General features: G+C 66.5%; 13 protein-coding genes. 11 read left to right on the top strand and 2 right to left on the bottom strand.

The features are described 5' to 3' along the window. The first annotated feature begins 257 nt into the window (after positions 1-257). The 4 genes from AC1DE3_RS15380 (at position 258) to AC1DE3_RS15365 (ending at position 13,370) form a co-directional block, all read left to right on the top strand. A complete protein-coding gene (locus AC1DE3_RS15380; protein WP_476852526.1) occupies positions 258-7,898 on the top strand; it encodes a peroxidase family protein in 7,641 nt (2,546 codons plus the stop codon). 91 nt (positions 7,899-7,989) lie between these two features. Continuing rightward, positions 7,990-9,810 (top strand): type I secretion system permease/ATPase, encoded by a 1,821-nt coding sequence (locus AC1DE3_RS15375; protein ID WP_476778469.1) that lies wholly within the window; start codon positions 7,990-7,992, stop codon positions 9,808-9,810. Then, on the top strand, positions 9,807-11,975 hold the full coding sequence (locus tag AC1DE3_RS15370; protein ID WP_476852525.1) for a calcium-binding protein: 2,169 nt from the start codon (positions 9,807-9,809) through the stop codon (positions 11,973-11,975). Before AC1DE3_RS15375 ends, AC1DE3_RS15370 begins: the two co-directional genes overlap by 4 nt. Positions 11,976-12,023: 48 nt before the next feature. Further along, positions 12,024-13,370, top strand: coding sequence for an HlyD family type I secretion periplasmic adaptor subunit (locus AC1DE3_RS15365; protein ID WP_441513143.1), 1,347 nt, complete (start codon positions 12,024-12,026; stop codon positions 13,368-13,370). A 424-nt stretch (positions 13,371-13,794) separates the two neighbouring features. On the opposite strand, the gene AC1DE3_RS15360 is transcribed toward AC1DE3_RS15365, so the two are convergent. Continuing rightward, a complete protein-coding gene (locus tag AC1DE3_RS15360; RefSeq protein ID WP_441513144.1) occupies positions 13,795-14,493 on the bottom strand; it encodes a L,D-transpeptidase in 699 nt (232 codons plus the stop codon). Positions 14,494-14,902: 409 nt separating this feature from the next. Between AC1DE3_RS15360 and ligD the strand changes: the two genes are divergently transcribed. Further along, positions 14,903-15,847, top strand: coding sequence for a non-homologous end-joining DNA ligase (gene ligD / locus AC1DE3_RS15355; RefSeq protein WP_476852524.1), 945 nt, complete (start codon positions 14,903-14,905; stop codon positions 15,845-15,847). Here ligD and AC1DE3_RS15350 read toward each other — a convergent pair. Beyond that, positions 15,789-16,532 carry a GntR family transcriptional regulator gene (locus AC1DE3_RS15350; protein WP_476852523.1) on the bottom strand — a complete coding sequence of 248 codons (744 nt, stop codon included), beginning with the start codon at positions 16,530-16,532 and terminating at the stop codon, positions 15,789-15,791. The genes ligD and AC1DE3_RS15350 overlap by 59 nt on opposite strands. 133 nt (positions 16,533-16,665) lie before the next feature. Between AC1DE3_RS15350 and AC1DE3_RS15345 the strand changes: the two genes are divergently transcribed. From AC1DE3_RS15345 to AC1DE3_RS15320, 6 genes are all read left to right on the top strand, one after another. Continuing rightward, positions 16,666-17,772, top strand: a complete 1,107-nt coding sequence (locus AC1DE3_RS15345; protein WP_476778461.1) for a mandelate racemase/muconate lactonizing enzyme family protein — start codon at positions 16,666-16,668, stop codon at positions 17,770-17,772. 2 nt (positions 17,773-17,774) lie between these two features. Beyond that, complete coding sequence (locus AC1DE3_RS15340; protein ID WP_476852548.1) at positions 17,775-19,262, top strand: aldehyde dehydrogenase family protein; 1,488 nt, start codon at positions 17,775-17,777, stop codon at positions 19,260-19,262. A 9-nt stretch (positions 19,263-19,271) separates the two neighbouring features. After that, a complete protein-coding gene (locus tag AC1DE3_RS15335; protein ID WP_476778460.1) occupies positions 19,272-20,582 on the top strand; it encodes an NAD(P)/FAD-dependent oxidoreductase in 1,311 nt (436 codons plus the stop codon). Positions 20,583-20,753: 171 nt separating this feature from the next. Beyond that, the gene (locus AC1DE3_RS15330; RefSeq protein ID WP_476778459.1) at positions 20,754-21,809 is read left to right on the top strand and encodes an ABC transporter substrate-binding protein; all 1,056 of its coding nucleotides are present in this window, start codon (positions 20,754-20,756) and stop codon (positions 21,807-21,809) included. Continuing rightward, positions 21,806-22,945 (top strand): ABC transporter ATP-binding protein, encoded by a 1,140-nt coding sequence (locus AC1DE3_RS15325; protein WP_476778458.1) that lies wholly within the window; start codon positions 21,806-21,808, stop codon positions 22,943-22,945. The genes AC1DE3_RS15330 and AC1DE3_RS15325 overlap by 4 nt, the downstream gene beginning before the upstream one ends. Beyond that, complete coding sequence (locus AC1DE3_RS15320) at positions 22,942-23,856, top strand: ABC transporter permease (RefSeq protein WP_476852522.1); 915 nt, start codon at positions 22,942-22,944, stop codon at positions 23,854-23,856. Before AC1DE3_RS15325 ends, AC1DE3_RS15320 begins: the two co-directional genes overlap by 4 nt. The last annotated feature ends 1 nt before the right edge of the window (position 23,857 follow it).

The raw sequence follows: 23,857 nt of genomic DNA, 5'->3' as shown, positions 1-23,857 counted from the left end.
ATGTATCGCCCCCGACTTCGGGCCCTAAATCTTTCTCGACCTTTCCATCTACCGGGTTGAGCATCCGTCAGGCACTCTGTTGCTTAACAAAGTATTAAATCGGGGATGTCTGCGGTCTGTTTTGTACGAAGACGCGAGGCAAGACGGCGTCGATCGGCAAAATCTACATTAGATCGCGAAATTTGTCTTTAGGTTAACGCTGCGGAAGGTGGTTTCCGCAGTTGGGCTTTCGCGCGCCGATTTGGGAGATCCCGGCTATGGTCAATATCGTCAGGCACGATCTCGAGTTCATCCTGCGGCAGATCAAGATCGCCGAGGCGCATTCGAGCGGAACGCCGCTCGACCAGATCTACGTCAATGATCAGGGCGATATCGTTCCGGAAGGAACGGCCGGCGCCGTGCTGGCGATCAGCCATCCGCTCGCGCCCTACGGCCTCAGGACGGTGGATGGCAGCTACAACAACCTCGTCGCGGGACGCGAGGAGTGGGGGGCGGCCGACAACAGCTTCCCGCGGATCACGACGCCGTCCTATCGCGCCGAAGGCGATGACAGCATCAGCTTCGGCCCCGGCGGGACCGTCGGCGGGAACTACGGTCCGACCGGTTCGGTTGCCGATGCGGATCCGCGCATCATCTCCAACCTGATCGTCGACCAGACGCTGGACAATCCGGCCGCCATCTATGCGGCTCTCGTCTATGCCGGCCTGTCCGGCGGCGCACTCAACGCTGCACTCCCGGCCATCGTCCAGGCCAAGGCCGCGCTCGATGCGGCGATCGCGGCTGGGCCCGGCCAGGCGGCCACCATCGCCGCGCTCCAGGCCGAGGTCACCACCGCTGGCGGTGCGCTCACCGACGCCCAGGCCGATGCCGCCGATGCCGCCGCAGCTCTTCAGGCCGCTGCGGCCGCGAGCGCTGTCGAGCAGGATGAACTCGCCGCCGCACAGCAGTCCACCGCGCAAGCGGAGGCGACTTTCAGCGCTCTGATGGCGGATGGCGACAACTCGCCCGCGGGCCAGGCTGCGGAGCAGGCGGCATTGGCTGCCTGGCAGGCCGCCCAACTCGCCGAGGATCAGGCCGAGGCCGAGGCGAATGCCGCAGCATCAGCCGTGGCCGGCGCACAATCCGTCGTGGTTCAGGCAAATGCCGCCGTGCTCGCAGCGACGGCCGCGCTCGCCACGGCGCAGGCCAATCTCGCGGCCGCCCAGCATGTCGAGCTGGCCGAGACGCAGCTCGATACGCTGCTCCAGACGCATGGCGTCGAGATGGAGGGCAACACCGTCATCATCCCGAATGTCGCACCCGACGAGGGGCTGTCGGCGCCCTACAATTCCTGGTTCACGCTGTTTGGCCAGTTCTTCGATCACGGCCTCGATCTGGTCCAGAAGGGCGGCAACGGCACGATCTACATCCCGCTGCAGCCGGATGACCCGCTCTATGACCCGGCGCACCCGGAAACCAATTTCATGGTGCTCACGAGGGCGCCGACGAACGCGACCAATCTGACGACCCCCTGGGTGGATCAGAACCAGACCTACACCTCCTCCGGCTCGCACCAGCTCTTCCTACGCGAATACGCGATGGTCTCGGACCCGGATTTCCCGGGGCTGGTTCCGGTCGCGACCGGCAAGCTGCTGGAAGGCACGCGTGGCCAGCCGCAGGGCGAGCACGGCGGCCTGGCGACCTGGGCCGACGTCAAGGCGCAGGCCAGGGCCGTTCTCGGCATCGAGCTGGCCGATAGCGATGTGCTCAATGTGCCGCTCTTCGTGATGGACGATTACGGTCAGTTCGTTCGGGGCCCGAACGGCTTCCCGCAGATGGTCACGAGCCTAGGGGCCGACAACAAGTTCGGCGGCAGCGGCGCAGATGCCGACACGGTCGTCGAAGGTAACCCGTCCGCTCCGATCTCCACGGCAGGCGCGGTCCGCACCGGGCACGCCTTCCTCGACGACATCGCGCACGCCGCCGTGCCGGGTCTGGTGGACCATGACCGCAATCCGGCGACCCCGATGATCCTGAAGACGGCGGACACCGATGACGCTGCGGGCAACGAGATCCCGGTGAACGAGTTCGGCGTCGCCGTCACCTATGACAACGAACTGCTCGACGCGCACTACATCACCGGCGACGGGCGCGGAAACGAGAATATCGGCCTGTCGGCGGTGCACCACATCTTCCACTCCGAGCACAACCGTACGGTCCAGCAGATCAAGGAGAAGGCGCTGGCCGCCGCGGACCTTGTCTTCCTGAACGAATGGCTGCTCACCGACGTCGCCGCGCTGCCGACGAATCCGCAAGCGATCGCCGCGCTGCAGTGGGACGGCGAACGGCTGTTCCAGGCTGCCCGCTTCTCGACGGAGATGCAGTACCAGCACCTCGTCTTCGAGGAGTTCGCCCGCAAGATCCAGCCGGATGTGGACGCCTTCGTCTTCAACCCGTCGACGGATATCAATCCCGCGATCTTCGCCGAGTTCGCGCATGTCGTTTACCGCTTCGGCCACTCGATGCTGCGCGAGGAGATCGCCGTCACCAACGCCGACGGTTCGGACGGCAGTCTCGCGCTGTTCGATGCCTTCCTGAACCCGCTCGCCTTCGGTTCTGCGACGGTGGATCATGCGGCTGCCGCAGGCGCGATCGTGCGCGGCATGACCAGCCAGGTCGGCAACGAGATCGACGAATTCGTCACCCATGTGCTGCGCAACCAACTCGTCGGCATTCCGCTCGATCTGGCGGCGCTGAACATCGCCCGCGGCCGGGAGGCCGGAATTCCATCGCTGAACGAGGCGCGCGCACAATTCAAAGAGGTCGCCAACGGCGACACCCAGCTGGACCCCTACACGAGCTGGACCGACTTCGCGCTCAACCTGAAGAATCCGGCCTCGATCGTGAACTTCATTGCGGCCTATGGCACGCATTCCACGATCGTCGCCGCCACCACGACGGACGCCAAGCGCGATGCCGCGATGAAGCTGGTCTTCGGCGGCACCGGGGCTCCCGCCGACCGGCTCGATTTCCTCAATGCAAAGGGAGTCTATGCCGGCGGCAGCCTCGGCGGCCTGAACGATGTCGATCTCTGGGTCGGGGGCCTCGCCGAGAAGAAGATGGCGTTCGGAGGCATGCTCGGCTCGACCTTCTCCTTCATCTTCGAGCTGCAGCTGGAGAACCTGCAGAATGGTGACCGGTTCTATTACCTGTCGCGCGTCCAGGGGCTCAATTTCCTGAACGAGCTGGAGAACAACTCCTTCGCCAAGATGGTTCTCGCCAATACCGATCTCGGTGCGCAGGGCTACGCGGTGCCGGGCGACATCTTCTCGGTGCCGGACCATGTCATCTATCTGGACGCCAGGGAGCAGGCGAAATTCGGCATCGCGGAACCGGAGAACGACGATCCCTTCCTCGAGGCGCTGTCGAGCTTCGTCGAGCGCCGGGACGCCGCCGGAAACCTGATCGAGTACGAGCGCAACCCCGACGGCACCTTCGTGCGTGATCAGGCCGGCAACGTCATCGTCGCGGCCGGGAGCCAGGGGGCCGGCCAGATCGCTCCCCATCTGCGCGTCAACAGCAACGACCACGTCCTCATCCAGGGCACGAACGGCAACGACGTCATCATCGCCGGGGGCGGCGACGACAGCGTCTGGGGACGAGGGGGCAACGACCGCATCGAGGCCGGCTACGGCGTCGACAAGATCCATGGCGGCGACGGTGACGACATCATCACCAACAGCGGCACCGATATCGGCGAAGTCGACATGCTGCACGGCGAAGCCGGCAACGACGTCATCCATGGCGGCAGCGGCCTTGCCCTGCTCTTCGGCAACGAGGGCAAGGATGTCCTCATCGCCGGCCCCGACGGCAAGGAGGCTTTCGGCGGCCTGGGAGACGACTTCATTCTCGGCGGCGAGGGCGGCGACTTCCTGCTCGGCAACGAGGGCGACGACTGGATCGAAGGCGGCGGCGGCTTCGACACCACAGCCGGCGACAATTCCGAACTGTTCTTCAACTCGACGATCATCGGCCACGACGTGATGTTCGCCGGGACCGACGAGCATGATTTCGACGCCGAATCCGGCGACGACATCATGGTCCAGGGCGAAAGCGTCATGCGCAACGAGGGCATGCTCGGCTTCGATTGGGCGATCCACAAGGGCAACAATCAGAACGCGGAATCGGATCTCCTCGTCCCGATTTTCACAACCGACCAGCAGGACATCCTGCGCGACCGCTTTGACGCAGTCGAAGCGCTTTCGGGCTGGGACAAAAACGACACGCTGAAGGGCGACAACCGCGCCGATCCCGCGCTGGGCGGCGAGGGGGGCGGCGGACTTGCCGGCGCCGAGAATACGATGACCGGCCACCAGCTCACCCAGGCGGGCGTCGACCGCATCGCGGGGTTGAGGGACGTGCTCGGCAACTGGGTGGCCGCCGCGCCGGCCGGCTCGACTGCGGAGCAGCGCGAGCAGATCGTCGCCTTCGACGACGGCAATATCCTGCTCGGCGGCGGCGGCAGCGACACCATCGAAGGCCGCGGCGGCAACGACGTGATCGACGGCGACGCCTGGCTCAACGTGCGCATCGCGATCCGCGACACCAACGGCGTCGAGATCGCCACGACCGACGGCCTCGCCAAGCCGATCGTGCTGACCGAGGCCGGGCTGGCGCTCGGCTACCAGGGCTGGGCCGGCGAGCCCCTCCACACGCTGATGCTGTCCGGCGCGATCAACCCGGTCCAGCTCAACATCGTCCGCGAAATTCGCGCGACGAATGGCGCGGGCGACGTCGACACGGCGGTCTTCAGCGACAACTTCGCCAACTACACCATTACCCGCGACAGCGACGGCTCTCTGCTCGTCAGCCACGACACAGTGACGGTCGGCCTCACCTCCGACGGAACGGACAAACTCTGGAACATCGAGCAACTGCGATTTGCCGATCGGACCGTCAGCCTGTCGGCGCCGCAGCTGAGCCTCAACGCCTACGATCCCGGCGGCAACTACGCGGATAATTTCGGCACCGCCAACTACGGCAACTCGAATGGCAGCCTGAACTGGGGACCGGACTGGGTCGAGACCGGCGATGACGGCAGCGCGACGAGTGCGAACGGGCAGATCCGCATCAACGGCGGAACCCTGCAGTTCGATGCGGGAAACGGCGCCACGCTGGAGCGTGCGGTCGACCTGAGTGCGGCTTCCTTCGCCAGGCTGAGCTTCCAGGCAAATCCCGACAATCTCGATGCGGGCGAGCAGGTCGCGGTCTTCTTCGCCGCTGACGGCGTCAACTTCGTCGAACTCGCCACCATCACAGGCGATGGCGGCGCGACGCAGCACTCATTTGAGCTGGCGGGGCCGTTCACCGCGACGGCCGCGTTGCGCTTCGTGGCCTCGAACATCAGCGCCGCCAACGAGCTGGTGTCGATCGACAACCTGTCGATCGACCTGCAGCGCCCGGCGGTCGCCCCGACTGTCAATCACCAGGCGACCTTCACCGAAGGTGGCGCCGGCGTGGCAATCGCGTCCTTGCCTGGGATCACGGAGGACAGCGGCACGATCAACGCGGCCACAGTCACGCTCACCAATGCGCAGGCCGGCGATTCTCTCTCCGCGCCTGCGACCTTGCCGGGCGGCATCACGCGCACGATCGACACCTCCGTTCCCGGTGTCGTCACGATCCGGATGACGGGCGCCGCTTCGGTCGCGAACTACCAGGCGGCCATTCAGATGGTCACCTTCAGCAACAGCTCGCAGGACCCGGGCGCTGTCGACCGCGTCGTCCATGTGAGTGTCACGGACACGCTGCTCAGCAGCAATGTCGCGGTCAGCACGATCCATGTGGTGCCTGTCAACGACGCCCCCGTGGCTTCGAACGACACGGTCATCACCAACTTCGCCACGGTGCCTTTCGCTATCCCCGAATGGGCGCTGCTTGCGAACGACACCGATGCCGACAGCGCTGCGCTCGACATCACGGCGACCCAGATCAACAATGCGAGCCTGGCTGCGATCAGCCTGACGGCGAATCCTGGCTCCGTCACGGTGACGGACAACGCCCAGGCGGGCGGCACCTTCACCTATACTGCCAGCGACGGTACCGCGACCGATACCGCCCAGGTCACGATCACCCGCGACACCACCGGCACGATCGACGGCACGGCTGCGGCGAACATCCTGATCGGGGACGGCGGCAACAGCACTTTCGTCGGCGGCGGCGGCAACGACGTCATCCTGGCCGGAGCAGGCAACGACACGATCAATTGGTCGGCGGGCGTCCTCACCAATGACGGCCGCGATTTCGTCGATGGCGGCGCCGGGACGCTCGATCGTTTCGTGGTCAATGGCAGCATCCTGGCCGAGACCTTCGTAGTCTATGCCCGCGCTGCGGCGCCTGCCGCCATCGTCGCGACGCTGCGCCCCGAGACGGAGATCGTGATCACGCGCAACGGCACGGTGATCGCGGAGCTCGATAATATCGAGGAGATCACCATCAATACGGGCCTCGGTGCGGATACCGTCCAGGCGGTCGGCGACTTCTCGCCCACCAGCCTCAACTTCAACACGATCACCATCAACGGCGACGGCGGCAACGACACCGTCGACATCTCGTCGCTGGCCTCGGCACACCGCATCGTGTTCCGGTCGAATGGCGGCAACGACACGATTGTCGGGACTTTGCGGCCGCAGGACGTGATCGAGCTCCCCGGCGGCGCCGTGCCGGAGGACTATGAATTCACGACGGACGAGAACGGCGTCACGACGATGACGAGCGCGACGCACAGCATCTGCTTTACGGCGGGCGACGAGGGTTTGCCCCAGTTCGGCTCCGGCAATCACCCGGACGATGACGACGATGATGACGACGCGCCGACCTATCCCGGCGACGACGACGAGGAACCGGTCGGCTCCGGCGGCGATGACGATGACGACGATGACGATCCGTCCTGCGGCTGCGACGATGATGATGACGGCCCGGGGACGCCGGCGCCCAATCCGAACCCAGCGAGCGGCGGTACGTTGCGCAGCGGAACAGCGGCGGCCGATGTCCTGATCGGCACGGCGGGTGCCGACAACATCATCGGCCTCGGCGGCGACGACACGCTCACCGGCGAGGCCGGCGCCGATGCGATCTCGGCCGGCGAAGGGGCTGATTTCGTCGATGCTGGCGACGGCCGCGACGTGGTCTTCGCCGGAGCGGGCGACGATCAGGTCTTCGGCGGTGGCGGGGCCGACATGCTCTATGGCGAGGCCGGCAACGACCGGATCTTCGGCGGGGCGGGCAACGACCTGATCGATGCCGGCGCCGGCAAGGACACCGTGGTCGGGGGGAGTGGGGACGACCTCATGATCGGCACGGCCGGCGACGACGACGACACCTATTTCGGTGACGAGATCGACGGCGGCAGCGGTTCGGATACGCTCGATTTCTCGACGATCACGGCGAATCTGACCGTCGATGTTGGGAACGGAGCGCTTGGTCGCGGCAGCGCGGTCAGCAGCCAGACCGGCACCGACACGCTGTGGAGCATCGAGAATGTGGCGACCGGCTCGGGCAACGACACGATCACGGCGAGCGATGCGGTGAATGTGATGGAAGGCGGCTCGGGCAACGACACCTTCCGCTTCCTCAGCACGCAGGGCGCGGATGGCGACACCATCCTCGACTTCCAGCCCGGAGACCGGCTCGATCTCGGCGCGATCGACGCGGATGCGAGCCAGGCCGGCAACCAGAGCTTCACTCTGGCCAACGGCGGAAGCTTCACCGCCTCGGCCCAGCTTACGGTCACCTACGAGACCCGTGCGGATGGCGACTACACCATCGTCAAGGGCAATGTCGATGCGGCGACGGATGCCGAGTTCCAGATCAACCTGAAGGGCAGTCACAACCTGACAGCCGGCAGCTTCATCGTCTGATCGAACCGGCGGCGGGCGGGCGGACCGGGGGGCCGCCCGCCCGATCCTTCTTCACTCGATAGTCCTCGCACTCGCATTTTCGGGGGCCATAATGGCACCGTCCAAGACGCTTTCCTCCGCCCGCAAGCGCGACGCCGCCCGGCTGACCCACGGGTTGCGCCGCGTCGCGCTCTTCCTGTTCGCCGTCTCCGGCCTCATCAACGTGCTGGCGCTGACCGGCTCATTCTACATGATGCAGGTCTACGACCGGGCGCTCACCAGCGGCAGCATCCAGACCCTGGCGGCGCTCTCGGCACTCGCCATCGGACTTTACCTTTTCCAGGGCTGCTTCGACATCATCCGCTCGCAGGTGCTGGTGCGTGTCGGTGCGCGCTTCGATAACGAGATCGCGCCGATCGCGCATCGCGTCACGATCGATATGCCGCGCTTCGGCTTCTCGACGGTGGAGGCCACGGAGAGGGGCCGCGACGTCGACACGGTGCGCAGCTTCCTCGGCGGGCAGGGGCCCGGCGCCTTGTTCGACCTGCCCTGGATCCCGCTCTACCTCGCCTTCGTCTATTTGCTGCACCCCTGGCTCGGTGCGCTGACGCTGGCGGGAGCGGTCGTGCTGACGATGCTGACGCTGCTCAGCGAGGTGACGACCCGGCGCATCAACAACGAGACCCGGCAGGCGGCGATCGCGCGCGGGGCAATCGCCGACAGCAATGCCCGCAACGCCGAGGTGCTCAAGGCGATGGGCTTCGCGCCGCGTGCAGTCGAGCGTTTCGACGCGGTGAATCGCGAGCACCTCTTGCTCCAGACGCGTTCCAGCGATCTCGGTGGCACCTTCGGCGCCATCTCGCGCGTACTGCGCATGGTCCTGCAATCGGCGACGCTGGGGCTCGGCGCCTATCTCACCATCAAGGGCGAGCTCTCCGCCGGTGCCATCATCGCCGCCTCGGTCGCCTCGGCCCGCGCGCTTGCGCCGGTCGATCAGGCAATCGCAAACTGGAAGCCCTTCGTCGCCGCGCGCATGGCCTTCCAGCGGTTGCGCGAGACCATGACCGCGCTGAGCAAGGCGGTCGAGCCGATGGAACTGCCGGCCCCGCGCCGGACGCTGAAGATCGACAAGATCACGGTCGCCGCACCGGGCAGCGGCCAGGTGTTGCTGAGCGAGGCGAGCTTCGATGTTCAGGCCGGCACGGCCGTCGGCATCATCGGCCCGAGCGGCGGCGGCAAGACCACGCTCGTCCGGGCGATCACCGGCATCTGGCCGATCCTGCGCGGCGCGGTGCGCCTCGACGGCGCGGAGCTGGAGCAGTGGCCGGAGGAGACAATCGGCCGCCATCTCGGCTATCTGCCGCAGGAGGTCGCGCTGCTCGACGCCACTGTCGAGGAGAACATCGCGCGCCTGGCCGAGAATGCCGATCCGGCAGAGGTCGTCGAGGCGGCGATGGTCGCCGGCATCCATGAGATGATCCTGCGTCTTCCCCAGGGCTACAAGACCCAGCTCGGACCGCAGGGCACCGCGCTATCCGCCGGCCAGCGCCAGCGCATCGGGCTTGCCCGCGCCCTCTATGGCAATCCCTTCCTTGTCGTCATGGACGAGCCCAACTCCAATCTCGACGGGGAAGGCGAGGCCGCCTTGACCGCCGCGATCGGGCAGGTGAAGGCGCGCGGCGGGATCGTCGTCATCGTCGCCCACCGCCCCAGCGCGCTTCAGGCCGTGGACGATGTCGGACTGATCCAGGCCGGCAAGCTCGTCGCCTTCGGCCCGCGCGACAAGATCCTCGCACCGGCTCAGCCGCGTACCGCCGCTTCGCCCAGCGCCCCGGCTGCGGTTCAGGCAACAGCCGAGCGCGCCGCCTTCATGCCGCGGGCGGTGGGGATCGGCGAACATCCGGCAGCTCTTCACGGACGGGTGACGGCATGATCTCGATCAAGGCTGCAAAATCGGCGGAACAGCAGCTTCCCGACTCCGCCCAGATCTACCGCAAGGCGCAGGATGCGGCGATTGCGGCGCCACGCTGGCCCGGCGTGCTCGCTCTCGCCGTGACGGCGGTCGTGCTCTATCTGAAAAGCCTGTTCCCAGGCGAGGCGAGAACCGATGCGTCGGCGCCCCCCGCTGCGAAAGATGACGCGCAGGCTGGGGAAGCGCCCCGCAAGCCATCCCTGGCTGAAGGGGATGAGGCGTCGCCGGCCTCCGGCGAGCAGGTCGACGAAACGGGGGCGCTGGGCAACGAGCCGGCCGCTGCCAGGGCCGTCGGTTCGGGGGCGGCGGGGCCTGATGTGCCCGGCCTGCCCGATTTCCTCAATATCGACTCGCGGCTGATCGACTACGAGCTGCTACCCCTGCCGCGCTATCCCTCACCGATCTTCGAGTTCGGACTGGGGTTTTCGGCGAATAACGACAATGGCTGGCGCAGCTTTTCGTTGGCTGCGATTTCCGGTGGCGGCGCGCCGGCGCGCGCGAGCACGGACGGTGGCGGCCAATCCGCGCGCCCCGGCACCCAGGACCGGGAGGGGCCTGGCGACCCCCGGCCGAAGCCCGGGCCCGGCGATGATGACGGCGACGACCCGCCGGAAGAACCGCGCAACCGCGCCCCGCGCGTAGCCGGCCCTGTCCAGCTCGCCGATATCGGCGGTTGCCAGACCCTGATGATCGCGAGCCTCGCTCTGCTCGCGGGAGCGACCGACGCCGATGCCGATCCGCTCGTGGTGGTTGGCCTCAAGGCTTCCTATGGTCAACTCACCGCGGCCGAAGCTGGTTGGGTCTTCAAGCCGCAAGCCGGCTGGTACGGCACGGTCACGCTGACCTACTGGATCAGCGACGGCGAGGCTTATGTGCAGCAGACGGCCACGCTTCGCGTGCTCGAATTCCTCGATCTGGCCGGCACCGCCGGCGATGACACGCTGCTCGGCAGCGACTGTGCCGACCGGATCACGGGGCTCGGCGGCAACGATATCGTCGACGCACGCGGCGGGAACGACGTCATCGTGACCGGAGTGGGCGATGATCACATCGTCGGCGGGGCCGGCAACGACCGGATCGACGCGGGAGCGGGCAACGATATCGTCTTCGGTGGCGCCGGGAACGACGTCATCCGCGGCGGTGCCGGCAACGACAGCCTGCACGGCGGCGACGGCGACGACACGATCTATGGCGAAGACGGTGACGACGTGATCACCGGTGGCGCCGGCAACGACATCATCGACGCCGGGCCGGGCAACGATACGATCGATGCCGGCCCCGGCGACAACACCGTCCACGCGGGGCCGGGCGACGATATCGTGACGGCCGATGGCGGCAACAACATCGTGCTCGCCGAAGCCGGCGACGACCGGGTGATGCTCGGTGGGGGCAACGATGTCGTCCGCGCCGGGACGGGCAACGACCATGTCAGCGCAGGCGGCGGCGACGACCGCGTCTTCGGCGACGAGGGCTGCGACCAATTATTCGGAGACGCCGGCAACGACGTGCTCGACGGTGGCGCCGGCAGCGATCATGTCTCAGGCGGGGCGGGCAACGACTGGATCGTGGCGACGAGCGATGCCGCTGCCGATTGCTATGATGGCGGGGAGGGGCAGGACACGCTGGATCTCTCCGCCACCGAGCACGGCGTCACCGTCGATCTGAAGCGTGGCAAGGCGCTTGGCATCGAGATCGGCTCCGACACGGTGGTCGATTTCGAGACCATTCTCGGCGGCAGCGGCAACGATTGCCTGATCGTCGGGGAAAAGGCCGTCACGTTGAGCGGCGGGGAGGGTGATGACCGTTTCGTCTTTGCGGTCGAGGACGACCCCGAGCGAACCGACGATCTCGTCCATCAGATCCTCGATCTCGAGGCCGGCGACCGCATCGTCATCAAGCAGTACCAGCTTCGCTCACGCGATGACGATGATGACGGCGATGATGATCAGGATGGCGACGGTTTCGGCCAAGCCTATGGCGACGGCAACGACAGCCGCCCCTTCCGCTTCCGCATCGAAAAGATCGGCGAGCACGAGCGCACCTATGTCGACGTCTATGTCGAGCAGGCGGAAGCGAAGGATTTCTCGATCGAAATCTACGGCAGTCACAAGCTCTATTACGTCTGAACGCAGAAAAGCCGGCCGCATTGAACGGCCGGCATGGGGAACGCGCCGATGAACGCCCATAATCACGATTTCACCGCTGCTTTCGCAAAGTCCCCGCACGAGACGCAGGATGCCCGCCTGAATTTCCGGCTGCGCAGCCATGTCGTCGTCGGTTCGGCGCTCGCCTTGCTTCTCGTGCTCGGCTGCGGCGGCTGGGCCGCGACTGCCGCGCTGAATGGCGCTGTCGTGACGCAAGGAACGGTCAAGATCGACCAGAATCTCAAGGAGGTGCAGCACCGTGACGGCGGCATCGTCCAGTCGATCGCCGTGCGGCAGGGCGATCGTGTCGCGGAGGGCCAGGTGCTTTTCCGGCTCGACGATGTCCAGACGCGCGCCGAGCTTTCGATCATTCATTCGCAGCTCGCCGAGAATCTCGGCCGCAAGGCCAGGTTGCTCGCCGAGCGCGACAATCTCGCGAGTGTCGCCTATTCGCCGGAGATTGCGCGGCTCTCCGACGAGGTCGACCATATCCTGGAAGGCGAGACGCGCCTGTTCACCGGCAACAAGGCCAACCGGGACAGCCGCAAGGAACAGCTTGAAATCTCGATCGTCCAGTCCGGCGAGGAGATCCGTGGGTTGGAGGCGCGCCAGGTCGCGAAGGTCGAGGAAATCCGCCTCGTCGAGCTGGAGCGCGCCAAATATCTCAGCCTTTTCCAGAAAGGTTTCATCGATGGCGTGAAGGTCTTCAACATCAACCGGGAATGGGCCCGTCTGCTAGGCGAGCGCGGCGAGATCGACGCGACGCTCGCCCGCGCCAAGCTGCGCATCAGCGATGCCCGCCTGCAGATCATCGCAATCGACGAGACGGCAAGGACCGAAGCCCAGCGCGAATTGCGCCAGGTCGAGGCCAAGCTGTCCGAGCTGAGCGACCGCCGCGTTGCCAACGAGGATCGGCTCGCGCGCATGGAGATCCGGGCGCCGATCGCGGGCACCGTCAATGAGCTGATGATCTTCACCGTGGGAGGCGTCATCACGCCGGCAGCTCGGCTTGCGACTGTCGTGCCACGGAACTCGACGCTGATGGTCGAAGTGCGCGTCGCGCCGAACGATATCGACCAGGTTCATGTCGGCCAGACGGCGCGCATGCGCTTCTCCGCCTTCAATCGCAACACCACGCCGGAGGTGTCCGGAAAGTTGGTCCATCTCTCGCCGGCAACGACAAAGGACCCGGTGAGCGGGCAGAGCTTCTATATCGGGGAGGTCCAGATCCAAGACGCGGCGATCGCCCTCGGCGACCGGCAATTGCTGCCCGGCATGCCTGTCGAGGTCTTCATTTCGACGGGAGATCGCACGGCATTGTCTTATCTGATCAAACCACTCATGGACCATGCGGAACGTGTGTTCCGAGAACGCTAGGATTTCGGGGTTCGGAGCCGGATGCGCGCGCTGGAAACCACCAGCCTGATATTCGGATGCCGACGGGGTGTCTCCTTCCACGAGCCGCCCGAAGGCCTCGAGGTCAAGCTCGTGCCTGCTTTCGGGGACCGTTAGGTGCGTCAGTGCGCGGCATCGGGCCGGGCCGTGAGCGGTTGAGACACCGGCTGGCCGACACCGGGAGCAAGCTGGCCAAGGCAGAGAGCTGGACCGCCAATTCCCAAGTCCCTGCCGACCGGACAGCGCTCTTCAGCAATCTGGATGCCGGCGTCGCCCGGGGCGGCCGCCGGCCTGGAAGGTCGCATCGACCTTCCAGATATCGTCACGCGTATAATCGCCAGGACACCATTTGTCCTTTGGACCGCCCGCACGGGCAGCGCCCAGGTCCGGGGGGCGATGCCGCAGCCTAGGCCGGCAGGACGACCACCTTCGTCTTGACCGGCGTTTGCGAATAAAGGTGGATCATGTCCTGGCTGAGCAGGCCGACACAGCCGCTCGTGATGCCTGAGCCGATCGATTCAGGCTCGCTGCTGGCATAGATCGTGTAGAGCGTATAGGCGCCGTTCTGATAGAGATAGAGTGTGCGGGCACCGAGCGGATTTTCGAGGCCGCCCGGCATGCCGCGGGCGTATTTTGCCGCCTCGGGCTGGCGCTTGATCATTTCCTTGGGCGGTGTCCAGGTCGCCCATTCGGCCTTGCGCCCGACATAGGCGTCACCGCTCCACCGGAACCCGTCGCGGCCGACATTCGCACCGTAGCGGGTGGCGTTTCCACCCTCCTCGACGCGGTAAACATAGTAGTTGCCGGGATCGACGATAATCGTGCCGGGCGCTTCCTTGGTGTCATAGCGCACCGTCCGGCGATAATATTTCGGATCGACCTTGCTGATATCCGCCGCCGGGATCGGGAATTTCTCCTCAGGCGCCGGCCCGTAGAGTCTCTGCGCTTCGGCGAAGCTCATGCCGTCAGAGACCGCGCAACCGCCGAGCCCGAGCGCGCCGACGCCAACGGCCGATCCGACCAGAAACGATCGGCGATCGAGAAGTCCAGGCCCCGCCATCCTTCGCGTCTCGCCGACATCGGCATTCCCACCGCGCGTGATCATGATCTGGCCGTTTTCCATGTCCCGTTACCCACTCAACGTCTTTCTGGGCCGACATTGCCGTCACATGGCGCGGCTGGCAAGCGTGGCTTTCGCAGCGCCGGGCTTTCGCCGGCACCGGCAAAAGTCGATGCGATCGCTCAATCTCGACCTGCGCGGCACCCGGCCCGGCGCGATCGGAGGAGACTGCGATAGCGCGGCGATGCCTCTCGAGGCCTTCCGCGGCGGATCGGATTGGCCCCGCCTGGAGGCGGCTGTCCTGGAACGATTCCTCGCGTCACACGTTTATAGTTGTGCGTGTGGAGTTGGGGCCATGTGTGCGCGGCGCATTCTCAGAGCCGGACTGAGCGGACATACGCTTCAGGGGCCGCTTACCCGACGACGGAAGCTAGAGCGCCTCTTCACCGATCCGATGCCTGAGCGTGTCGAGCCCTGTCTCGCCCTGCTGAGCAGCAAGGCGCCGACGGGGCGCGATTGGTCCTACGAGATCAAGTGGGACGGCTACCGCCTCGCTGTCCACATCGAGCCCGACCAGCGGGTTCGGATCATCACGCGCGGCGGTTATGACTGGACGTTGCGTTTTCCCGTCATTGCTCGCGACGCCCTGCAACTTGGTGTCGGCAGTGCCATCATGGACGGGGAGGCGGTCATCGTCGACGACCGCGGCGCCCCGGATTTCGGCGCGCTGCAGAAGGCTCTTGGCAGMCTCGGCGGCACGCAGAGCGCTTCCCGGGCAATCTTCTATGCCTTCGACCTGCTTTATCTGAACGGCCATGATATCCGTGCGCTCAGCTGCGAGGAGCGACGGGGCATTCTTGAGGACATTCTGGGCGATTCCCCTCACAATTCCGTCCATCTGAGCGAGGACATCAACGCGGATGGGCCGGCATTGCTGCGCCTGGCCGGCGAGATGGGGCTGGAGGGCATCATTGCGAAGCGGCGCTCCGCTCCCTATCGATCCGGGCGAGGCGGAGATTGGCTCAAGATCAAGTGCGTCCAGTCGGAGAGCTTCGTCATCATCGGCTATGAGCCTTCGAACGAGGCTCTCGGCGGCGTCGGCCGCATACTGGTCGCGGCTCGCGAGGATGGCCATCTCGTCTATGTCGGAAGCGTGCTGGCTGGTTTTTCCGAAGCCAGCGCAACGGCCCTGCGGAGGCAGATGGACCGGATTCTCACCGAAAAGCCCGCTGTGAACATGACCGGCCGGAGCAAGGCATATCGTTGGATCAAGCCGGAGCTGGTCGCGGAGATCGAATTCCGGGCCTGGACCGACGACGGCAAGCTGCGCCACGCATCGTTCAAGGGGTTGCGTGAGCGCGCCGACGAGGCATCGATCTACGAGCTGTCGGATCAGTAAGCACTCCGGCCCGCTGGCGGCGCGTTTCCTTGTCGCCGGGATCGAGCAGCGTGGCCGCGATCAGGTGGAAAGCTTGCTGAGCTCCCGCCACCACGAAGACCTGCTGCCATTCGCAGGCGATGCCGCGGTTGAGCCGCAGATGCGCGGCGATGGCCTGGCGCAGCGGCCGTGCACCGTGCGGATCGGGATAGCCGAGCACCTGATGGCGCGCCTTGCGCCAGTGCTTCCCGGAAAGCCGCGCCCATTGCGCCATCGGGAAGGCGTCGAAGGCCGGCATCGCCGTGGTGAAGGCGCGCGGCTGGTGCGGCAGGCGCGTGCCGAACAGCTTGGATGCCGTGTTCATCGCCTGCGCCAGCTTGACCCGCGCGGTGGGCGCCGCAACGGCCGCGGCGGCCGGAGCAGGGCGCTCGTTCGCCAGCGCCTGGCTGACATAGGTGCCGGAGCCGACGCGGGTCTCGATCAGCCCTTCGGCGGCGAGCCGCTCGAAACTCTCGACGATGGTGGTGCGGGCAACCCTGAATTCCTGCGCCAGCGTGCGCGTCGCCGGCAGGCGCTCGCCGACCTTGAGGGTGCCGCCGAGGATCAGTTCGCGCAAGCCCGCGCAGATCTGGACGCTGAGCCCATGCTCGCCCGCGCGGTCCAGCACGATCGACTGGAGCAGGGCGCCTTCCTCGCGTTTGACCATGGCGCCTCGTTTGAGAGTGGACTGTCAGTTTGACGAGAATGGACCTTGGGATCAGGCCAATTCAAGTCCCTCCTTGCGCCGAAGCTGTCCGCGGTTCGCCGGTCGGCGATCGCGAAACGGGACAGCGGCAGCGATGAAGATCACCCGGCTCGAAAGCTTCACGACCCAGGACGTCGGCTTCGTCCGTGCGACATGCGAGGATGGCAGCCAGGGCTGGGGCCAGTTCTCGCCCTATAATGCCGACATCACCGCGACCGTCTTCCACCGGCAGGTGGCGCGCTGGGCCGTCGGCGAAGACGCCTTCGCCATCGACGAACTCGTCGCGACCATCAGCGAGCGCGAGCACAAGTTCCCGGGCTCCTATCTCTGCCGCGCCATGACGGGGCTCGACACGGCCTTATGGGACCTGCGCGGGCGGATCGAGCGGAAGAGCGTCTGCGAACTGCTCGGCGGCTCGCCGCGTCCCTTCCCGGTCTACGCCTCCAGCATGAAGCGCGGCGAGATCACGCCGGAGGCGGAGGCCGAGCGCTTCCGGCGCCTGCGCGACGCCCACGGCTATCGCGCCTTCAAGTTCCGGGTCGGGCGGGAATGCGGCCGCGATATCGACGAGTGGCCGGGGCGGACGGACGCGATCGTGCCGCAGATCAGGCGGGCGCTCGGCGCCGAGGCGACGCTGCTCGTCGACGGCAACAGCGGCTATTCGCCGGCCAAGGCCATTGCTGTGGGCAAGATGCTGCAGGATCACGGCATCGTCCATTTCGAGGAGCCTTGCCCCTATTGGGAGCATGCCTGGACGCGCGAGGTCCGCGACGCCCTCGATCTCGACGTGACCGGCGGCGAGCAGGACTGCGACCTCGCCGTCTGGCGCGCCATGATCGACGGTGGCGTGGTCGACGTCGTGCAGCCGGACATCTGCTATATCGGCGGCGTCGGGCGGATGCTGAAAGTGGCGCGCTGGGCCGAGGCCGCCGGCCTGCCGGTGACGCCGCATTCGGCCAATCAGTCACTGGTGACGGTGTTCACGCTGCACATCATGGGCGCGCTCGCCAATGCCGGGCCCTATATCGAGTTCTCCATCGAGGGACCGGATTATTACCCCTGGGAGCAGGGTCTTCTGCGCAACCCGCCGCAGGCGCGCGACGGCATGGTCGCGATCCCCGACGGGCCGGGCTGGGGCGTCGAGATTGAGCCGTCCTGGCTCGACAAGGCCGCCTATCAGGTCACGGAGATCGGCACGTGATCATGGACCGCGCCGAGCTCATCGGCGAAGCCCTGCGGACGGGTACGCTTGCCGGCCTGCCGAGCGGGCATTTCATCGGCGGGCACTTCGTCGAGTCCGTCTCCGGGCGGCGGATGGAGAGCTTCGATCCCGGTCGGGGCAAGGTTTTCGCCTCGGTCGCAGCCGGTGGTGCCGAGGATATCGACCGTGCGGTGGCGGCGGCGCGTAGGGCTCTCTCCGGCCCGTGGTCGCGTCTCGGCCCGGCCGCGCGGGGCGAAATTCTGATGCGCGCAAGCCGCCTGATCGCGGAGCGCTCGGCCCATTTCGCCGTGGTCGAGACCCTCGATTCCGGCAAGCGGCTCGTTGTGGCCGAGGGCGATGTCGGCGGCGTCGTGAAGGCCTTCGCCTATTATGCCGGCGCGGCCGACAAGCTGCATGGCGACAGCATGCCGCTCGGTCCCGACCATGTCGGGCTGACGATCGAGGAGCCGGTCGGCGTCGCCGCCCAGATCGTGCCCTGGAACTACCCGCTCTCGACTGCCGCGCGCGGGATTGCGCCAGCGCTCGCCGCCGGCTGCTCACCCGTGGTCAAGCCAGCCGAGCAGACGCCTTTCACCACGCTCATGCTGGCGGAGCTGCTTGATGAGGCCGGTCTGCCGGAAGGCGTGCTCAATGTCGTCGCCGGCACCGGCACTGGGGCGGGCGCAGCCCTCGTCGCCCATCCCGGCATCGATCACATCACCTTCACCGGCTCGGTTGCGACCGGGCAGCGCGTGATGCGCGCCGCGGCCGAGCATGTCACCCGGCTCGTGCTGGAGCTTGGCGGAAAGTCTCCCCTCGTCGTGCTCGCCGATTGCGATATCGACGCGGCCGTTGCCGGGGTCATGGAAGCGATCTTCGAGAATGCCGGGCAGATCTGCTCGGCCGGCTCGCGCCTGATCGTCGAGGAAGCGATCGCGCAGCCCCTGCTCGAACGCCTCGTCGCAAGCGCGCAGGCATTGCGGCCGGGCCATGGCCTGAGCGATGCCGGGATCGGGCCCATCAACTCGCCGGCGCAGCTGGCGCGCGTCGATGCCCATGTCGACCGCGCCCGCGCCGCCGGCAACCGCATCCTGACCGGAGGCGCAATCGTGCCGCCGGAGGATTGCGGTGGCGGCTGGTTCTATCAGCCGACCATCGTGCTCGCTGATGGCCCTGACGATCCCTTGGTGCAGGAGGAAATCTTCGGCCCGGTGCTGACGGTCCAGATCGTTGCGGATGTCGAGGCAGCGATCGCCGCCGCCAATGCCACATCCTATGCTCTGGTGGCGGGCATCTACACGCGCGATCACGCCAAGGCCTGGCGTTTCGCAAGGGCGGTCGATGCTGGCCAGGTCTACATCAACGAGTTCTTTGCCGGCGGCATCGCGATGCCTTTCGGCGGCAATCGCAAGTCCGGCTTCGGTCGCGCCAAAGGCATGGCGGGCTTGCGCAGCTACTGCAAGCTCAAGAGTGTAGTGGCGCGAGTCTGATCCGGGGGGATGACGAAGACGATGCCGAGCGATCTGTTCGCGAGCGATTTCAAGGCTGCGCCCTATTGGTGGGATGAGGTGCCCCGGCCCGACCTGCCGCGGACCGATCCCCCTGCACAGGCGGAGGTCGTCATCGTCGGCTCCGGCTATACCGGCCTGCAGGCGGCGCTCCAGACGACGCGTGGCGGGCGTCGTACCGTCGTGCTCGACGCGGAGGCCGCCGGCTTCGGCTGCAGTACCCGCAATGGCGGGCAGATCTCCACCAGCGTGAAGCCCGGCCATGCCGAGCTGGTTCGGCGCCATGGCGAGAAGCGCGCCTTCGCGATCATGCAGGAGGGCCGGAACTCCTTGCGCTTCATTGGCGACTTCGTCCGCGACGAGGAGATCGACTGCGATTTCGGCGTCGTTGGCCGTTTCCACGCGGCGCATGCGCCGGGCAAATATGAGGAGCTGGCCCGCAGTGCCGCAACCCAGCCGAAGGGGCTCGAAGTCGCCTGCCATGTCGTGCCGCGTTCAGAGCAGCGCACGGAGATCGGCTCCGATCTCTACCATGGTGGCGTCGTCTATGAGAGCCACGCCTCGATCAACCCGGCCCGCTACCATCAGGGGCTGTTGCAGCGCGTCGTCGCGGCCGGTGCCGAACTCGTGCCGTATTGCCCGGCGACGGGCATCGAGCGGATCGGGGAGGATTTCCTGGTCCAGACGCCGCGCGGCATGATCCGCACCCGCGACGTCGTCATCGCCACCAACGGGTATACGGGGCCGCTGACCGGCTGGCTGCGCCGCCGCGTCATCCCGATCGGCAGCTATGTCATCGCGACCGAGGCGCTGGATCCGGGGCTGGTCGACAGGCTGATCCCGCGCAACCGCATCGTCAGCGACACCCGCAAGGTGGTCTATTACTATCGCGCCTCGCCGGACAGGCGGCGGATCATCTTCGGCGGCCGCGTCTCGCTGAGCGAGACCGATCCGCGCCGCAGCGGGCCGAAATTGCACGCCGCCATGAGCGGGATATTCCCGGAGCTCGCGGTCAGCAAGATCAGCCATTCCTGGTGCGGCTTCGTCGCCTACAGCTTCGACGAGCTGATGCATATCGGCCGCCATGACGGGATGCACTATGCGATGGGCTATTGCGGCTCGGGCGTCGGCATGGCGAGCTATCTCGGCATGCGGCTCGGCCAGCAGGTGCTCGGCCTGGCTGAGGGCAAGACCGCCTTCGACGGCCTCACCTTCCAGACGCGCCCCTTCTACAGCGGCAATCCGTGGTTCCTCGCGCCTTCGGTGCTCTACTACAACCTGCTTGATCGAATGGCCCGCTGACGCAGCTGGAGTGGCCGCCCCGAATTCTCAGAGTGGACCTTATCGCCAGACCAATTTTGCCGAACTCTGCATAAGGCAGGGAGTGTGGACGCCGTTTGCCGGGCCAACCGCGCTCACATTGCCAGGGAACGCACTGAACAAGAACGCATCGTTCAAAGGGAGAACCGACACATGCCGCGCCAGCCGATGACGCCGACGAGAACCGCCCTGGCCCTCATCCTGGGCCTGCTGAGCGCTGCGCCCGCTTTGGCGCAGGAACTGACCGTCGTCTCCTTCGGCGGCTCCTATCAGGAGGGGCAGAGCAAGGCGTTGTTCCAGCCCGCCGCCAAGGCGCTGGGCATCAAGATCAAGGAGGAGACCTATACCAGCATCGCCGATCTGCGCCTCAAGGTGAAGGCCGGCGCCGTGACCTGGGACGTCGTCGCCAGCGGCTCGGGCAGCGCGGCCCGCGCCGGCGCCGAGGGCATCCTGGAGAAGCTCGACTACAAGGTCATCGACACCTCGAATTTCCTGCCCGGTACGGCGCAGGATTACTGCGTCGGCGGCGACGTCTTCTCGACCGTGCTGGCCTGGAACACCAAGACCTATGGCCAGAACGGCCCACAGAGCTGGGCCGATTTCTGGGACGTCAAGAAATTCCCCGGCAAGCGTTCCTATCGCAAGGGCGTCGCCGGCGCGCTGGAGCCGGCGCTGATGGCCGACGGCGTACCGCCCGAGAAGGTCTACGAGGTCCTGTCCCAGCCCGGCGGCATCGAGCGCGCGATCAAGAAGATCCGCGAGCTCAAGCCCCATATTGCGGTCTGGTGGAGTTCGGGCGCGCAGCATGCCCAGCTGATGAAGGACGGCGAGGTCGACATGATCACCGGCTGGAACGGCCGTTTCGACGTCGCCGCGAAGGACGGCGCAAAGGTCGCCTATACCTTCAACCAGGGCCTGCTCGACTATGACTGTTTCGCGGTCGCCAAAGGCGCGCCGAACAAGGACCTGGCGATGAAATTCCTCGCCGAGATCAGCAAACCGCAATACCAGGCCGAGTTCACGAAATACATCACCTACGGCCCGACCAACAACAAGGCCTATGAGGGCGGCGCGATCGACGCGGCCTATGCCAAGACGCTGCCGTCCCATCCCGACAATGCCGGCAAGCAGCTGACGATCGATCTGGACTGGTACATCAAGTACGAAGCCCAGGCCTCCTCCGCCTACCAGAACATGCTGACCGAATGAGGCTGGCCGGCGATCACGAGCGGCCGCGCGATGCGGCCGCTCAAGTGCCGGGTTCCGCGACGGCCCTGCCGATCGCGGTCCGCCGGTTGAGCAAGGCCTATGGCGCGGTGCCGGTTCTGGACGAGATCGATCTCGATGTCCGGCCCGGCGAGTTCCTGACCCTGCTCGGCCCGTCCGGCTCGGGCAAGACGACGCTGCTCATGGCGATCGCCGGCTTTCTGCGGCCCGACAAGGGCAGCATTCGCTTCGGCGAGCGCGAGGTCGTGCGTCTCGCGCCGCACAAGCGCGAGATCGGCATGGTCTTCCAGAACTACGCGCTGTTCCCGCATATGGATGTCGCTGGTAATGTCGGATTCCCCTTGCGGCTGCGGCGCGTGCCGGCAGCCGAGACTGCGCGTCGGGTCGAGGTTGCGCTTGAGATGTTCCAGCTCGGGGGCTTCGGCAGCCGCCGTATCGACCAGCTCTCCGGCGGCCAGCGCCAGCGCGTCGCGCTCGCCCGCGCCATCGTCTTCGAGCCGCGCATCATCCTGATGGACGAACCGCTCTCGGCTTTGGACAAGCAGTTGCGCGAGCGCATGCAGATAGAGTTGCGCCAGCTCCATGAGCGCCTCGGCACGACCACCGTCTATGTCACGCACGACCAGCGCGAGGCGTTGACCATGTCGGACCGCGTCGCCATCCTCGACCGCGGCCGCATCGCCCGCATCGACACCCCGCGCGCGATCTATGACGATCCCCGCAGCCGCTTCGTCGCCGAGTTCATCGGCGAATCCTCCTTCCTCGACGTCGCGGTGACCGACGGCGCCGCCAGGGCCGGCGGCGCGACCATCCGCGCCAAGAACCTGCCGATGCAGCACGGGCGCTGCACGATGGTGCTGCGGCCGGAGCGTCTGCATCGGCTGGGGCCAGGCGAAGGCGAGGGGATGAACTGCTTCGACGGCCGCGTGACCGGCGCCGTCTACCAAGGCGACACGCTGCTGCTGCAGGCGGCGCTCGGCGACGGCAGCCCGGTTGCGCTGCGCCTGACGACCCGCGGCGGCGAGGGGCCGCCGCCTGCACCCGGGACGCCCATCCGCATCGGCATCGCCGTCTCCGACACCGTGCTGCTGCCGGGCGAGGCGCGGGGCGCGTCGTGACGACCGCTGGCACTTTCGCGTCCGCCGGCCCGGCCGGGGATGACCACGCCGCAGGCTTGCGGCGCGACCAGTGGCGCGAGCGCATGGGGCTGGCGGGGCTGGCCGCGCCCGCGCTCCTGCTCGTCACCATCACCATGCTCGTTCCGGTCGGCTGGCTGTTCGGCCTGTCATTCCTCGACGATAGCGGCGCGCTGAGCCTTGAGAATTACCGGCGCATGCTGGCCGAGCCCTCCTATGGCCGGACCTTCCTGACCACCTTCGAGATCAGCCTCGCAACCACGCTGATCTGCATCATGCTCGGCTATCCCCTGGCCTATTTCCTGTCGCAGCTGCCGCGACGGGCCGCCAATCTCTGCATGATCGCGGTGCTCCTGCCGTTCTGGACGTCGCTTCTGGTGCGTACCTATGCCTGGCTCGTGCTGCTCCAGCGCAGCGGGCTGGTGAACACATGGGGCATGAAGCTCGGCCTCTGGAGCGAACCTTTGCAACTCGTGCACAATCTCGGCGGAACGCTGATCGGCATGGTCCATATCATGCTGCCCTTCATGGTCCTGCCGCTCTACGGCACGATGCGCGCGATCGACCGCAACCTGCTGCGCGCTGCCGCCAGCCTCGGCTCGACGCCGGTCCATGGCTTCTGGACGGTGTTCTTTCCGCTCTCGCTGCCGGGGCTCGCGGCTGGCGCCTCGCTCGTCTTCGTGCTCTGCCTCGGCTTCTACGTGACGCCCGCCATGCTCGGCGGCGGCAAGGTAACGATGGTCTCGAACCGCATCGCCAACGATATCGAACTCTTCTTCAATTGGGGTGCTGCGAGCGCGCTCGGCGTCGTGCTCCTGGTGATCACGCTCGCCGTGCTGGTGGTGGCGGCGCGCCTGTCGCGCGGTGCCGGCCTGTTTGGGGCAGGGCACTGAG

The organism is Allobosea sp. 10L417, assembly GCF_056395485.1.
This window is presented reverse-complemented; position numbering and strand designations above follow the sequence as displayed.